Here is a 13,576-nt window from a genome sequence, read left to right as displayed (position 1 = left end):
CCGGAGGCGATGCTGCGCATCTGTCCGGGCTACGCGTCCTCAGCAGTCTGCAGGACTGTAGCCCGGGCAGGCGCCTTGCGCCGCCCCCGGGAAATGGCGTGACAACGTCACAAGCTCAGGGCGAAACCCAATAAAAAAGCCGATAAGGTAAGTTATCGGCTTTCGTGGTCAATGCGAAAAGCTTACTGCGCCAGCAGCTCCTGGGCGGTGCGATCGACCAGGCTCAGCAGCACCTTCACGTCATCTAACGTAACGATCGGGTTCAGCAAGGTCAGCTTCAGGCAGGTAACGCCGTTGTGCTCGGTCACCCCGACGTTAGCGCGGCCGGAGGCCAGCAGCGCATCGCCTACCCGCTGGTTGAGCAGGGCGATGGCGGCGTCGTCGCTGCCCGCCATCTGCTGCGGACGGGAACGGAACAGCACGCTCGCCAGCTGCGGCTGCATCACCAGTTCCAGCGTCGGCTGCGTTTCGACATAATCCGCTACGTTCAGCGCCATCGTCACGCCGTGATCGATGATTTCCGCGTACTGCTTCTGGCCCAGCGCCTCAAGACCCATCCACAGCTTCAGCGCGTCGAAGCGGCGGGTGGTCTGCAGCGATTTGGACACCAGGTTCGGTACGCCATGCTCTTCATCGAACTCAGAGTTCAGATAGGCCGCCTGATAGCGCATCAGCTCGTAGTGACGGGCTTCTTTTAACAGAAACGCGCCGCAGCTGATGGTCTGGAAGAACTGCTTATGGAAATCCAGAGTGATGGAATCCACTAAGTCAATGCCGTCCAGACGATCGCGATACTTCTCAGACATCAGCAGCGCGCCGCCCCAGGCTGCGTCAACGTGCAGCCAGATCTGATGCTCTGCCGCGACAGCCGCGATTTCTCGCAGCGGGTCAATGGCTCCCGCGTCGGTAGTGCCAGCGGTAGCGACAATCGCCATAATCTGCTCGCCGTTAGCCTGAGCCTCGGCGATTTTCGCTTTCAGGTCCGCCACGTCCATCCGCGCGAATTGGTCGGTTTTCACCAGCGTCACGGAACGGTAGCCGAGGCCCATCAGCGCCATGTTCTTCTGCACCGAGAAGTGGGCATTTTCAGAACACAGTACTTTGTAGCGACGAACATCGCCCGGCAGACCATCCTGCTGGATGGAGTGGCCCTGGCGGGCAAAGAAGGCATCGCGCGCCAGCATCAGCCCCATCATGTTGCTCTGGGTACCGCCGCTGGTGAACACGCCCGCATCGCCAGCGCCGTAGCCGACCTGCGCACGCAGCCATTCAATCAGCTTGATCTCAATGATGGTGGCTGACGGGCTTTGATCCCAGGAGTCCATGCTCTGGTTGGTGGCGTTAATCAGCACTTCCGCCGCCTGGCTAATCACCAGGCTCGGGCAGTGTAGATGCGCCACGCACTGCGGGTGATGTACCGACAGGCTGTCTTTCAGGAAGTACTCGATCGCACGTTCAATCGCCGCCTGGTTGCCCAGACCCTGTTCGTTGAAATCAAGGGTGATGCGCTCACGCAATTCGTCAACGCTTTTCCCCTGATACATTTCAGGCTGCTGCAACCACTGCGCGACAGCCTGGCTGGTCTGGGCGATCGCTTGCTGATAGGCATCAATACTCTGTGCGGAACCAGCAAGAATCGGATTCAACTTGGACATTGCGGTCACTTACTCCACTCAGACCGGTTTTACGCCGGCGGCCAGCAGGGCCTGTTCAAATTTGTCGAAGAAAATTTCCAGCTCAGCGTTGCTGATCAGCAGGGACGGCAGCAGACGCAGCACGCAGCCGTGGCGACCGCCGCGCTCGAGGATCACGCCCGCTTCGAAGCATTTCTTCTGCAGCAGGGCGGAGAGTTCGCCGTCCGCCGGGTAGCAGCCCATGTGATCCGGCGCTTCGTTCGGTTTAACGATCTCAATACCGATCATCAGGCCCAGACCGCGAACGTGGCCAATCACCGGATAGCGTTTCTGCATCTCGGCCAGCTTGCCCTTCAGCCATTCGCCCTGAGCGGCGGTTTTATCCGCAATGTTATTGTCTTTCAGGTGGCGCAGGGTGGTCAGGCCGGTCGCCATCGCCAGCTGGTTGCCGCGGAAGGTGCCGGTGTGGTGACCCGGTTCCCAGGCGTCGAACTGCTTTTTGATACCGAGAACGGCCAGCGGCAGACCGCCGCCGACGGCTTTCGACATCACGATAATGTCCGGCTCGATGCCCGCGTGTTCGAAGGCGAAGAATTTACCGGTACGCGCAAAGCCAGCCTGAACTTCATCGACGATCAGCAGAATGCCGTGTTCCTGAGTCACTTTACGGATGCGCTGCAGCCACTCGACCGGAGCCGGGTTCACGCCGCCTTCACCCTGAACGGCTTCAAGGATCACCGCCGCCGGTTTACGCACGCCGCTTTCGACGTCGTTGATCAGGTTTTCGAAGTAGTAGGTCAGCGCTTTTACGCCGGCTTCACCGCCGATACCCAGCGGGCAGCGGTACTGGTGCGGGTAAGGCATAAACTGCACTTCCGGCATCATGCCGTTAACCGCCGCTTTGGGCGACAGGTTACCGGTGACGGACAGCGCGCCGTGGGTCATCCCGTGGTAACCGCCGGAGAAGCTGATCACGGAAGTACGGCCGGTGTATTTTTTCGCCAGCTTCAGCGCCGCTTCTACGGCGTCAGCGCCGGAGGGACCGGTGAACTGCAGGCAGTATTCTTTACCTTCGCCCGGCAGCAGGGAAAGCAGGTATTCAGAGAAGCGATCTTTTAACGGAGTGGTGAGATCGAGAGTATGTAACGGCAAGCCGCTGGTAATGACACTTTGGATGCTCTGCAGCACATCAGGGTGGTTGTGACCGAGAGCCAGAGTACCTGCGCCGGCAAGGCAGTCGAGATACTGTTTGTTATCCGCATCGGTCAGCCAGACGCCTTCCGCTTTAGTAATCGCAAGGGGCAGCTTGCGCGGGTAGCTCCTGACATTCGATTCGAATTCAGCCTGACGGGCCAAAAAGGTATCGTTGTTTGCATCTAATAAATCTGCGCCTAAAGTATCAATACGGACTTTATCCGTCATCATATCACTCCCACAACCAGCGTTACGGTTGAGCGCTGGTTGAATAAAATGGTGTAAGAAAATGAATCGCCATGCATTAAAGCGGGCACAATATATGGCTTTTTAGAACCGCGTTCAACGTTTTATTGATTAAGCTATATTTACGTTATTTTTACACTGCAAAATTAACGCATAAAGCATTGATAAAAAAGAAGTGTTTTAAAGGATGAAAGACCTTTAAAATTGTAATTATTAGTGAGGGATTCTCGCAATTTTTATTACTGCCGCCTGGCTATTGCTGGCGAAAGATTTCCGCCAGCAATGGTATGACTTAGTGCAGTTCAACCGCATAATTCGTTAAAGGTGTGACTTTTTTCACCAACTTGTTGTTATATAAAAACTGTTCATAAGCTTCATAACGAGGTTTATCCAGCGCTGCCGGATCGCTGGCAAACAGAGGAAGAGTTTTCAGCCAGGCCTGCTTGTTCAGCTCCGTGTTAAGTTCAGGATGCGCGTCGGCAAACGCCTGCCAGGTTTCCTGCGGATGAGCGCGAAGGTAAGCAACGCCTTTTTGCAGCGCTTTCAGGAACGTCCTGATTTTCGGTGCGTTGACGTCGTCCCGGTTGGCGACAATCACCAGCTCATCGTAGGCCGGGACGCCGTAATCCTCGACGTTCATCACCTGCGGATCTTTCCCCTGAAGCTGCAGTTCCAGCGCTTCGATATTACGATAGCCGCCAATCACCGCATCGACCTGTCCGGCCAGCAGGGCGCTGGTCAGCTGAAAGTTAACATTGATGAGCTTGATGCTTTTGGGATCGATTTTCGCGTGCTGTGCCATAGTGGCCAGCGTCGCCTGTTCGATTCCGCTTACCGAATACCCCACTTTTTTGCCCTGCAGATCGGCGGGAGATTTGATGCTTTTATCCAGCGCGATCACCGTGTTCAGCGGCGAATTAATCAGCGTGCCGACGCGGACCAGCGGCAGACCTTCATCGGCAAAAAAATGCACCTGCGGCTGGTAGGTAATCGCCAGGTCCGCCTGGCGGGCGGCGACTAATCGCGGCGGCAGCGCCGGGTCGGACGGTGGCACAATTTTAACGTCCAGACCCGCCTCTTTAAAGGCGCCAATCTGTTCAGCCACCACGATCGGCGCGTGGTCGGGATTGATATACCAGTCCAGCACCAGGGTGAGTTTTTCATTGGCCAGCGCCTGACCGCTGAACAGCGCGGTAAGCGTGATACCGGCATAAATACGTTTACGCATGGTTAGTCCTTTTATTTAAGAGCGTCATTCCGGCGTCCAGTTAATCAGACGGTGTAAAAAAGCATCCACCGCCAGCCACAGCAGGACGGTCAGTAGCACCAGAATAAACAGGGCTGCAAAGCAGATATCGGTTTGCAGACGGGCATTGGCGTTAAGCATGACGTAGCCCAGTCCTTCGGCTGAACCGACCCATTCGCCGATAATCGCCCCGATAGGCGCGACGGCGGCGGCCATCCGCAGACCGGAACCGAGGGCCGGAAGGGCAGCCATCATGCGGATGTGGCGCAGTTGCGCGCCAAAAGAGGCGCCCATGGTGCGCGCGAGGTCAAGATAGTCCTGGTTAACCCGGCGCAGCCCGTCAAAAAACGCCGAGGTGACGGGAAAGAAGATCACCAGCACCGCCATCATAACCTTGGCGCTCATCCCGAAGCCGAACCACAGTACCAGCAGCGGGGCAAGGGCAAAGACCGGGATCGCCTGGCTGGTCAGCACCAACGGCATCAGCCAACGCTGAAGGCGCGGCGAAACAATCATGCACAGCGCCAGTATCACGCCGAGCAGAACGCCGAGCGCGAGACCGCTGAGGATCTCGCTTAATGTGATCAGCGTGTGCCCACCGAGGTAGGCGCGGTTAACCCACAGGGCGCTTGCCACCGCCGAAGGCGAAGGCAGCAGAAAGGCGGGAATGCCGCTGCGGGTCACCAGCCACCAAATCAGGAGCAGGCCGCAGAACACCACGGCGGCGCGAAACAGTTTTGCGCTCATTCATTAGCCCTTATCAGCTGTTGCAGCAACTCCGCCTGACCGGCTAATAGCGCCGGATCGTCCGGCGCGCGCGGCGGTATGCCGGACAAGCGATGCGTGTCGTCAATCCCGCCGGGGGCCGGGGAAAGGACGAGCAGACGGTGGCTCAGACGGCAGGCTTCCATCGGATCGTGGGTGATCAGTACAACGGTCCGGTTCACCAACAGCCGGGCGGCCAGGGACTGAATACGCGTGCGGGTGATCGTGTCGAGCGCGGAAAAGGGCTCGTCCATCAGCACGATGGGCCGGTCTTCGTAGAGCGTACGCGCCAGCGCCGCACGCTGACGCATGCCGCCGGAGAGAGCGGCCGGGCGGTCATCGGCGCAGTGTTCAAGCCCAACCTGCTGTAGCAGCGTAGTCACGCGCAGGTGATCGATGCGCTCCCCGCGCAGGCGCGCCCCCAGCGAGACGTTGTCGCGCACGCTTAGCCACGGGTAAAGCAGATCTTTTTGCCCCATCCACGCCAGGCGTCCGGCAATCGCCAGGCCATCGCTGGCGCGAACTTCGCCCCCAGAGGCTTTCGCCAGCCCGGCGATGATGCGCAGGAGGCTGGTTTTACCGGCGCCGCTGGCCCCCAGCAGCGAGCTCCACTGGCCGCCGGGAATAGAGAACGTCAAATTGTCGAAGATCGGTCGCAAACCAAAGCGCAGGCTCAGTCCGCGTACTTCGATGTCGGGAGCCATCACGCCTGGCGCTCCGCGAGGGCGTTAAGACCCATTTGCCAGAAGTTAGCCTCCAGGCGCGTAGCGGTCGTAAAAATGGCGCTGAGTTCGGCAAAACGCGCTTCGCCGCCGCGCTGCTGCCAGAGGGTTTCCAGCAGGTTTAAGGCTACCTTGACGCCGTTAAGGTAGCCCTCATCACCGTAGTTGCGGATCCACGAGGCATATGGGTTGGCAGTCAGCCGGGTCGCCGGGTCGTGCAGCAGACCGAGGCCGATTTCCGCATAGCCGGCCACGCAGGGCATCAGCGCCGCCAGTAGATCCAGCGCGTCGCCGGCGTGGCCGATGTCCAGTACGTAGCGGGTATAATTTACCGTTTCAGCGGCTTCCTCTTCAGCCGCCATCGTCGCTTCATCCAGCCCCCATTCCGTACAGTAGCCGACGTGCAGCGGCAGTTCGTCGAGAATGGCGTTCATGGACGCGGCGGCAACGCGCATTTCCGCGAGGGTACGCAGCTTGCTCACCAGCAGCGCGTAGCTGCGTGCAAAGTGGATCAGGAACAGGTAGTCCTGCGTCAGATAGCGACGAAAAGCGGGTTCGGGAAGGGTGCCGTCGGCAAGCTGGCGCAGGAAGGGATGGGCGACGTAGCGCTGCCAGTCAGCACCGGCCTGCAGGCGCAGACGACCATAAATACCCTGAGTAAATGCGGGAAGAATCACAGGACCTCCTGATAATAGGGAGATCCGGGCGTGCTGAATGAAGTGTGAACAGGCAATGGCGCAAAACTGGCGGAAATGCCGACCCGTCCCTTCGCTGGCATGACCCAGATCAGGTTCAAAGGGTTCGGCTTACGCCATCTCAGCCCTCACGGGACACCCCTCGGTTTGGCACCTGTTATACGACATTCGCTTTTTGATTACAATGCTGTGAACTTGCCGAAAATTGGTGACACTGTCACGTTAAGACACTGCGATAAATGGCCGTTGTGCATCATTTTGGCCCGGTGGCGGCTGGCGTCTTGCCGGGCGCAGAACAGCCCGATTCTCTTTGGCCGGGCAAGGCGTCAGCCGCCGCCCGGCAAATATTATTTATGGATTAATGGAAATCGACCCAGCTGGCGCCACTGTCTGCTGAACGTACGCAGTTCTCAACCCAATGCACGCCGAGAGCACCGGCTTTGGCATCCGGGTACCAGAAGTTTTCCAGCAAAGCAGCGTCGCGACGATCGGTAGCATCCATGGCGATGGCGAAGCGGCGGTACAAATTCGACCAGGCCTCAAACAGCCCTTCGGGATGGCCGCCGCCGATCCGATCATCCTGCAGAGCCAGCGGGTCCAGATAGGGCATACCGCGTTCGAGAATGCGCACCGGCTCGCCCTGAATCTCATAGCGCAGCTGATTCGGCTGTTCATCCCACCACTCAAGGCTGGCTTTTTCTCCGACGATACGGACTTTCTGCCCGTGCATTGAGCCGCTGTTGACCGCCGAGCACCACATCGAACCCACGGCGCCGTTGTCGTACTCCATCAGCACATGCGCGTTATCCTCCAGCGGCGCGCGGCTTTTGACAAAGCTCTGGCGGGAGCACATCAGGCGAGTGATATTGAGCTTCGGCGCCATGGTCTCCGCCAGAAACAGCGGGTGAGTGGCGAGATCGCCCAGAACGTAGCTGGGGCCAACAAACTTCGGGTCCACTCGCCAGCGGGTACTGGGGTTTTCCTGCTCCACAGGCTGGTTATGAAAACCGTGGGCGAACTGCATATTGATAATGCGGATCTCGCCCAGCAGCCCCTGCTCAATCATCTGCCGCGCCTGCAGAATCAGCTGATGACCGGCGTAGCCGTAAGTCACGCCGATGATTTTGCGCTGTTTTTCGCTCAGGGCCACCAGCGCATCGGCCTCTTCGCCGGTAAAACAGAGCGGTTTTTCGCAGACCACATGCAATCCGGCCTCCAGCGCTGCGCGGCAAATGGCGTAGTGGGTATTGTTCGGCGTAGCGATGGAAACGGCTTCAATACCGTCCTCCCGCGCGGCCTCTTCGCGAAACAGCGTTTCGTAGTCGGGGTAACAGCGCCCGGCCTCCACGCCCAGCTGCTGGCCAAACTCACGCCCGCGCTGAGCGTCAATATCGAAGGCCCCGGCCAGCAGGGTAAACGTGCCGTCGCGCAGCGCCGCGGAGCGGTGAATATAACCAATCTGGCTGCTTCCGCCGCCGCCCACCATACCCCAGCGTAACGACCGGCCAACAGGTTTAATACCGTTAATCATGTTTCATCTCCCGATTAAAAACCAACCGAATGCAGGTAGCGCAGGCTTTCCATGACCGCCTTAAGGCTGCCCTCGACGTTGCGCGGGTCGCGCTCTTGCTCAATGGTGATCCAGCCTTGATAGCCGCGTTTGTCGAGAAAGGCGCGCACCGCCGGATAATCAATGGCGCCGCTGCCGAGCGGACACATCACGCCCTCCGCGCAGGCAGAGAAGAAGTCGATACCGCGGGAAATTACGCTCCTGAATACCTGCGGATCGACATCTTTAAAGTGCAGGTAGTCAAGGCGATCAAAATGGCGATCCAGCCAGCTGATGGGGTCCATACCCGAATAGAAGAGATGGCCGGTGTCGAGACACAATCCGGCAACATCATGGGGGATTTGCGCCGCGAGCAGGTCGATTTCGTCGGCAAACTCGATGCAGCCGCCGGCGTGAGGATGGATAACCGGACGAACGCCGTACTCCTGCCACGCCAGTTGGCTGATGGTAATAATATGGCCGATCATCCGCTGCCAGTCGGCGGGAGAGAGGCGGGGCGCCAGTTCGCTGTGTCCAGCGTATTTCGCCCGCAGCGGATTGCCAAAATCAATAATCACCAGATAAGGCGGCTGGAAGAGGTTGCCCGGCGTCTTTTCCGCCGATGGAACCTGCGACAGGTTGCGGCAAATGTTATGCGTCAGTGCGACAATGTTCGCAAAGTTCTCTTCGCTGACCAGATCGTCAAAGATCGTTCCGGCCACCAGCGACAGCCCCTGCTTATTCAGCGCGGCGCTGAGTTCATCGGCTCGGGTCGGCAGATAGCTCCACGGCCCCAGTTCAATACTTTTATAACCGGCCGTCGCCGCCTCTTCCAGCACCTTGGTCCACGGCGGCAGGTAAGGATTTTTGGGATCATCGACGCCCCAGCTGCACGGCGCGTTGGCAATATGTATGGTCATGATGGCTTCCTTTTCAGATGAGGAGAAAACATGACCAGTATTGAATGAAAATTTCATCTTCAACAATCATGAAATTTAAATTCTTTGATGGAATTCAAGGTTTATTTTGATGTCTTAATTGATAGTTTTTTATCAAATGTAGCGCTGAAGCGGAGCGCGGAGAATATACCCGCGCTTTCGCCGATCAGAGGTTTTCTTTGGTGAGTAAATCAAACGGCTGCAGGGCGTTAATAAACGTCGCCTGCGGCTGGTGAGCGCACTGGACAAAGGCGTCGACGGTCGCTGAGGCGAATTCGGCAAGCCGATGAGCCAGCATGAGATCGATTGTCCCGTCGATTAGCGCCAGCTCGCCGTGGTCTACCGGGCCATGACAAATCAGCGTGACCTGATGCTGACGCTGATGCGCATGCAGCGCGGCGATAATCCCTTCCACGCCGCCGCAGGGCGCGTAGATGGCCTCCAGATCGGGATAACGCTGCAGCATCTCCTCCGTCACCCGGCGGGCGATATCGGCGCGTTCGTGGCTGCGTACAGGCTCCAGCACCCGGTCGCCTTTGCCATGTTCGCGCAGGTAGGAACGGAAACTTATCTCGCAGCTTTCCTGACAAATAAATCGGTTATCGCCGACGATAATGCCGATTTCGCCGCTTCCATGACACAGCCTGTCCACCGCCCAACCGGCGGTGCGGCCCGCTTTCTGATTATCCAGCCCAATGTAGCCGGTGCGTTGCGGGATGCTCATATCGGAGAGCAGGGTAAAGACGCGCACGCCTTTATCAACGGCCTGAGCAACGGCATGGCGGATAAGCGGATTATCCAGCGCCACAATACCGATTGCGTCAACCTCTTCGCTGAGGCGGGCGATTGCGGCAACCATGTCGTCAATGGCGTTAATGTCATAATGCAGAAACACCGGCGCCTGTGCCGGACTATGCCAGGGCAATGCCGCCTGCTCAAGCGCCTGCGCCAGCTGATGGTAAAACGAGTGCGACTCCTGCAGCAGGATGAACCCCATTCTCAGCGGGATCGCCGACTGACCGGCTGCCAGCCGATACTGCGATTGTTCGAGCGCAAAGCCTAAGCGCCTGGCGGACTCAAGCACTTTACGTTCGGTGCTCTCTTTCACGGGAGTTCGTTTATTCAACACTCTGTCCACCGTCGCGATACCGACTCTGGCGTCTCTGGCTATATCCTTCATGGTGACTTTTTTCGCTGACATTGTTCTCTTCCTGTGAGGTGATTGATAAAAATCTATCATTTTTGTGGCGGATAAAAAGCGAAGCCACTCAGGGTTTATGCAAATCAGCAAAATGACCAGCTTCATTGAGCTGGTATTCAGGCGCCAGGGTCTACACTAAGTGCATCCCCATTATGGAACAGGATGTCATGACTTATTCCCTCTCAAAAAAATTCCTTACCGCCACCTCTGCGCTGCTATTGCTTTCCATGAGCGCTGTTCCGGCTAGCGCCGCTATCGACAGCACCGATGCCGTCTCTCCGCTCAGCGCGAAGAACGGATTAAGCGAAGCGGCTAAGCAATATCTTCTGCGTTATCCTTCCCACAGCGGCGTGGACGGTAAAACCGCGCGCGAAGATACCGCGGCGGTCTTTATTCCCTTTGGCGCCACGCCGGAAGGGGGATGGCCGGTGGTGGTCTGGGCTCACGGTACCGTTGGCGTGGCGAATCACTGCGCGCCGTCCTTAAACCCGCGCAGCGATCGCGATAAGCAGTATCTGAACACCTGGCTGTCGCTGGGCTATGCGGTGGTCGCGCCGGATTATGCCGGTCTGGGCTCGTCCGGGCTGCACCACTATCTGAACGCCCGCGGCGAAGCGTGGAGCATACTTGACAGCGTTCGCGCCGCCCTGAAACAGTTTCCGCTCAAAAATGAACTTATTCTGGTAGGACAGTCGCAGGGGGCGCATGCCGCCTTCGCCAGCGCCGGCTATCAGCCGCAATATGCACCCGAGCTTAATATTCGCGCAACGGTGCTGACCGGTACGCCTTATTTTGAAAAAGGGACCACCGCAGCCGACATTCTTCCGCCGGCAGGCGGCAAAGCGCCGAGCGGCGGCGATCCGAAAATTCCGTATATTTTCTATATTTATCTTTCAGCTGCCGACAGCAACCCGCAGCTCAATCCGGCCGACTATTTCCAGGACAAAGCGCTACCGCTGCTGAAAGAGGCGAACCATTTATGCATTACGCCGCTCAACGATGAGGTGATGAAGGCCGGTCTCAATGCGGCGAATGCCCTCAAGCCGGGAGTGGATTCGCTGTTAAACGCCAGCGTAGAAACCATGCTCTACCCGACGCTAAAAATCGATCATCCGGTATTTATCGGTATAGGCAGCGTCGATATCAACGTACCGACGGCGATGCAAAAACGCTTTGCGGATGCGGTTAAAAGCGCGGGAACCCGGGCGGACGTGCATATTTATGAGGGGCTGGATCATAGCGGAACGGTTAACCCGTCATTGCGCGACTCGGTGCCGTTTTTGATTAAGACGCTCAACGATAAGCGGTAATGGCGAGGGTCGATGAGCCGCCCTGAGCGATGGGGCGGTTCAGCGCAGGTATGACGTCGATTACCAGTATTTGGGGATCAGATAGCCATACATAACGACCGCGACAACAATCATCAGCGTAATAATTGCCCAGTCTGCTTTTAATGATTTTACTGCCTTCATAAGTTCCTCTTTTTTCGATGAATCACCGGGTAACGTTACCGCCGCCACCCGCACCGAAAGGTGATGAAGATCACACAATGACATTTGTCGTACAAATAAAGTGTGTCGATTTTTAAATATTGTTAGCAATATTTAGTCCGCTCATTCGTCTACCTCTGCACAGGTTACTATTCACAAGCGTTATGAGGTAAACAAAGCATGAGAGATTTCGACAGGCGCGAGCAGCGCCATCAGCACCGTTTTGGTGACCACAGAATGGCAAAACCGCTTCTCATCGGCGCGGCGTTAATCATCGTTCTCGGGCTGCTGGTCATGTCGCTATGGAATGCGCTACTGCCCGCTATCCTTGGGGTAAAGAGCATCGGCTTCTGGCAGGCGATAGGTCTTCTGGCGCTGTCGCGGATCCTGTTTGGCGGTCTCGGTTTTCGCCCGGGAATGTTCGGTATTGGACACGCGCGGCGTCGAATGCATGAACGCTGGATGAAGATGAGTCCCGAGCAGCGCGATGAGTTTGTACAGCGCTTTGGTCATCGCGGGCATCGTGGCCACTGCGGCTGGCGCGATCGTCGTAGCGAAAATGCGCCGCAGCAGGAGCCTGCGGTGAAAAATACGGATCCCGAGTGAGCGCAATGAAAAACGGCATCGCGACGCCATCGCGGCTGATTTCCGCTCTCGACGCCTGCCGGACGAAGCTGAAGGCGTTTATTCGCGCCCGGATCCCGCAACGGGATGAGGCGGACGATATCCTGCAGGAAGTGACTTATCAGCTGATCCGCGTCGAGCAACCGGTGGAGAATATTGCCGCCTGGCTGTTCCGGGCCGCGCGAAACGAGATGACCGACAGGGCGAGAAAAAAGCGTGAGCTGCCGCTGGCAGGCGATTTCAGCGAGGAAGAAGAGGGTGCCTTTCCGGAGGATGAGCTGGCCGAGACGCTATTTGGCGTTGCGCAAACGCCGGAGGAGGCGTATCTGAAAACGCTGCTCTGGGAGGCTGTAAACCAGGCGCTCGCGGAACTGCCGCCCGCCCAGCGCGAAGCATTCGAGAAAACCGAACTGCAGGGCTACAGCTATCGGGAGCTGGCCGAAGAGACCGGCGCAAGCGAGCAGGCGCTGCTGTCGCGTAAGCATAAAGCGGTACTTTACCTGCGAACCCGCTTGCGCGCGCTGTATGACGATCTGCTCGCCGATTAGTCTTTCTTCGGCCTCTGGCGCGGGGCCGAAGACCTGGTCTTTATCCGCTTAGCAGAATAAGGGCGGCGACAGGCCTGAAAGTGGCTGCGTAAACCTGGATTATGGCCGGTAGCCCCAGGCCTTGAGAAAGACGGTAATCGCGCATTCCGCGAGCTGTTCCAGCTTCTCCGGCTCCACCGCTTTTTGCGCAATTAAGGCCCCCGGCAGCGGATAGCCCATAATCGCGCCGAGAAACGCCGTTGCTTCGAGCTCCGGATAGCTGATGGTCAGCAAACCTTCGTTTTTTTTCTGCGCCAGTATCTCGCTCAGTGCCTGCAAAACGCGCCCTGAGGGGCGCTGTTCGAGCGTGACGTAGAGTTCGGGCTTTTGCACCAGCACCTGGATCAGCAGGCGTTGAAAGTGAATATTCTCCGGCGCATAAAAGTGCGCTTGCACCACTTTCGCAAACCCGCGCAGCAGCGCGGGAAAATCCTGCTGACGCTCCTGCAAAAGCTGGCGCAGAGGCGGCTGCATGGTGTCATTGAGAAACGCAAATGTCTCCAGCAGCAGCGCGTCTTTACCGCCGGGGAAATGACTGTAAAGCGTCGGCCGCGAGGTTCCCGCTTCGGCGGCAATCGTATCCAGCGACACATCAAGCCCGTGCCTGAGAAACAGCTCGCGGGCGGTTTGTAAAATGCGTGGGCGGGCTTTCATTGGCCGCCCGCGTTGATTTCCCATCAATTGA

General features: G+C 57.7%; 14 protein-coding genes and 1 riboswitch. Of the genes, 3 read left to right on the top strand and 11 right to left on the bottom strand.

Annotation, left to right across the window (positions count from 1 at the left end):
- Positions 1 to 182 precede the first annotated feature (182 nt).
- From IAE27_RS05335 to IAE27_RS05295, 9 genes are all read right to left on the bottom strand, one after another.
- The gene (locus tag IAE27_RS05335; RefSeq protein WP_160886463.1) at positions 183 to 1,664 is read right to left on the bottom strand and encodes a pyridoxal phosphate-dependent decarboxylase family protein; all 1,482 of its coding nucleotides are present in this window, start codon (positions 1,662 to 1,664) and stop codon (positions 183 to 185) included.
- Positions 1,665 to 1,673: 9 nt separating this feature from the next.
- Positions 1,674 to 3,059 carry a diaminobutyrate--2-oxoglutarate transaminase gene (locus tag IAE27_RS05330; RefSeq protein WP_017145898.1) on the bottom strand — a complete coding sequence of 462 codons (1,386 nt, stop codon included), beginning with the start codon at positions 3,057 to 3,059 and terminating at the stop codon, positions 1,674 to 1,676.
- Positions 3,060 to 3,366: 307 nt separating this feature from the next.
- Complete coding sequence (locus tag IAE27_RS05325) at positions 3,367 to 4,302, bottom strand: ABC transporter substrate-binding protein (protein ID WP_070557601.1); 936 nt, start codon at positions 4,300 to 4,302, stop codon at positions 3,367 to 3,369.
- A gap of 24 nt (positions 4,303 to 4,326) precedes the next feature.
- Entirely contained in the window at positions 4,327 to 5,067 is a 741-nt protein-coding gene (locus IAE27_RS05320; RefSeq protein WP_032728247.1) for an ABC transporter permease, read from the bottom strand.
- A complete protein-coding gene (locus IAE27_RS05315; protein WP_064396006.1) occupies positions 5,064 to 5,792 on the bottom strand; it encodes an ABC transporter ATP-binding protein in 729 nt (242 codons plus the stop codon). The genes IAE27_RS05320 and IAE27_RS05315 overlap by 4 nt, the downstream gene beginning before the upstream one ends.
- Positions 5,789 to 6,484, bottom strand: a complete 696-nt coding sequence (locus IAE27_RS05310; protein WP_154023010.1) for a TenA family protein — start codon at positions 6,482 to 6,484, stop codon at positions 5,789 to 5,791. The genes IAE27_RS05315 and IAE27_RS05310 overlap by 4 nt, the downstream gene beginning before the upstream one ends.
- A 69-nt stretch (positions 6,485 to 6,553) precedes the next feature.
- Positions 6,554 to 6,655, bottom strand: a riboswitch (TPP riboswitch).
- A 205-nt stretch (positions 6,656 to 6,860) separates the two neighbouring features.
- On the bottom strand, positions 6,861 to 8,033 hold the full coding sequence (locus IAE27_RS05305) for a Gfo/Idh/MocA family protein (RefSeq protein ID WP_016809030.1): 1,173 nt from the start codon (positions 8,031 to 8,033) through the stop codon (positions 6,861 to 6,863).
- Between the two features lie 14 nt (positions 8,034 to 8,047).
- The gene (locus IAE27_RS05300) at positions 8,048 to 8,971 is read right to left on the bottom strand and encodes a TIM barrel protein (protein WP_154023009.1); all 924 of its coding nucleotides are present in this window, start codon (positions 8,969 to 8,971) and stop codon (positions 8,048 to 8,050) included.
- A 184-nt stretch (positions 8,972 to 9,155) separates the two neighbouring features.
- Complete coding sequence (locus IAE27_RS05295; protein WP_016809028.1) at positions 9,156 to 10,190, bottom strand: LacI family DNA-binding transcriptional regulator; 1,035 nt, start codon at positions 10,188 to 10,190, stop codon at positions 9,156 to 9,158.
- Between the two features lie 167 nt (positions 10,191 to 10,357).
- On the opposite strand from IAE27_RS05295, the gene IAE27_RS05290 reads away from it, so the two are divergent.
- Complete coding sequence (locus IAE27_RS05290) at positions 10,358 to 11,500, top strand: alpha/beta hydrolase (RefSeq protein WP_135800179.1); 1,143 nt, start codon at positions 10,358 to 10,360, stop codon at positions 11,498 to 11,500.
- A 60-nt stretch (positions 11,501 to 11,560) separates the two neighbouring features.
- Here IAE27_RS05290 and ykgR read toward each other — a convergent pair whose 3' ends face one another.
- Positions 11,561 to 11,662, bottom strand: a complete 102-nt coding sequence (ykgR, locus tag IAE27_RS29925) for a small membrane protein YkgR (RefSeq protein ID WP_004102022.1) — start codon at positions 11,660 to 11,662, stop codon at positions 11,561 to 11,563.
- Positions 11,663 to 11,860: 198 nt separating this feature from the next.
- Between ykgR and IAE27_RS05285 the strand changes: the two genes are divergently transcribed.
- Together IAE27_RS05285 and IAE27_RS05280 are read left to right on the top strand one after the other, a co-directional pair.
- Complete coding sequence (locus tag IAE27_RS05285; RefSeq protein ID WP_187326151.1) at positions 11,861 to 12,286, top strand: hypothetical protein; 426 nt, start codon at positions 11,861 to 11,863, stop codon at positions 12,284 to 12,286.
- Positions 12,287 to 12,291: 5 nt separating this feature from the next.
- The gene (locus IAE27_RS05280) at positions 12,292 to 12,852 is read left to right on the top strand and encodes an RNA polymerase sigma factor (RefSeq protein WP_023320945.1); all 561 of its coding nucleotides are present in this window, start codon (positions 12,292 to 12,294) and stop codon (positions 12,850 to 12,852) included.
- 99 nt (positions 12,853 to 12,951) lie between these two features.
- On the opposite strand, the gene IAE27_RS05275 is transcribed toward IAE27_RS05280, so the two are convergent.
- A complete protein-coding gene (locus IAE27_RS05275; RefSeq protein ID WP_108703807.1) occupies positions 12,952 to 13,569 on the bottom strand; it encodes a TetR/AcrR family transcriptional regulator in 618 nt (205 codons plus the stop codon).
- Between the last annotated feature and the right edge of the window lie 7 nt (positions 13,570 to 13,576).

Source organism: Klebsiella sp. S69, assembly GCF_016516145.1.
GTDB lineage: Bacteria > Pseudomonadota > Gammaproteobacteria > Enterobacterales > Enterobacteriaceae > Klebsiella > Klebsiella oxytoca.
This window is presented reverse-complemented; position numbering and strand designations above follow the sequence as displayed.

What these genes read in the sequence shown, in the direction of transcription:
- IAE27_RS05330 (WP_017145898.1), bottom strand. Translation starts at nt 3,059, where the DNA reads ATGATGACGGATAAAGTCCGTATTGATACTTTAGGCGCAGATTTATTA.
- IAE27_RS05325 (WP_070557601.1), bottom strand. Translation starts at nt 4,302, where the DNA reads ATGCGTAAACGTATTTATGCCGGTATCACGCTTACCGCGCTGTTCAGC.
- IAE27_RS05320 (WP_032728247.1), bottom strand. Translation starts at nt 5,067, where the DNA reads ATGAGCGCAAAACTGTTTCGCGCCGCCGTGGTGTTCTGCGGCCTGCTC.
- IAE27_RS05305 (WP_016809030.1), bottom strand. Translation starts at nt 8,033, where the DNA reads ATGATTAACGGTATTAAACCTGTTGGCCGGTCGTTACGCTGGGGTATG.
- IAE27_RS05300 (WP_154023009.1), bottom strand. Translation starts at nt 8,971, where the DNA reads ATGACCATACATATTGCCAACGCGCCGTGCAGCTGGGGCGTCGATGAT.
- IAE27_RS05295 (WP_016809028.1), bottom strand. Translation starts at nt 10,190, where the DNA reads ATGTCAGCGAAAAAAGTCACCATGAAGGATATAGCCAGAGACGCCAGA.
- IAE27_RS05290 (WP_135800179.1), top strand. Translation starts at nt 10,358, where the DNA reads ATGACTTATTCCCTCTCAAAAAAATTCCTTACCGCCACCTCTGCGCTG.
- ykgR (WP_004102022.1), bottom strand. Translation starts at nt 11,662, where the DNA reads ATGAAGGCAGTAAAATCATTAAAAGCAGACTGGGCAATTATTACGCTG.
- IAE27_RS05285 (WP_187326151.1), top strand. Translation starts at nt 11,861, where the DNA reads ATGAGAGATTTCGACAGGCGCGAGCAGCGCCATCAGCACCGTTTTGGT.
- IAE27_RS05280 (WP_023320945.1), top strand. Translation starts at nt 12,292, where the DNA reads ATGAAAAACGGCATCGCGACGCCATCGCGGCTGATTTCCGCTCTCGAC.
- IAE27_RS05275 (WP_108703807.1), bottom strand. Translation starts at nt 13,569, where the DNA reads ATGGGAAATCAACGCGGGCGGCCAATGAAAGCCCGCCCACGCATTTTA.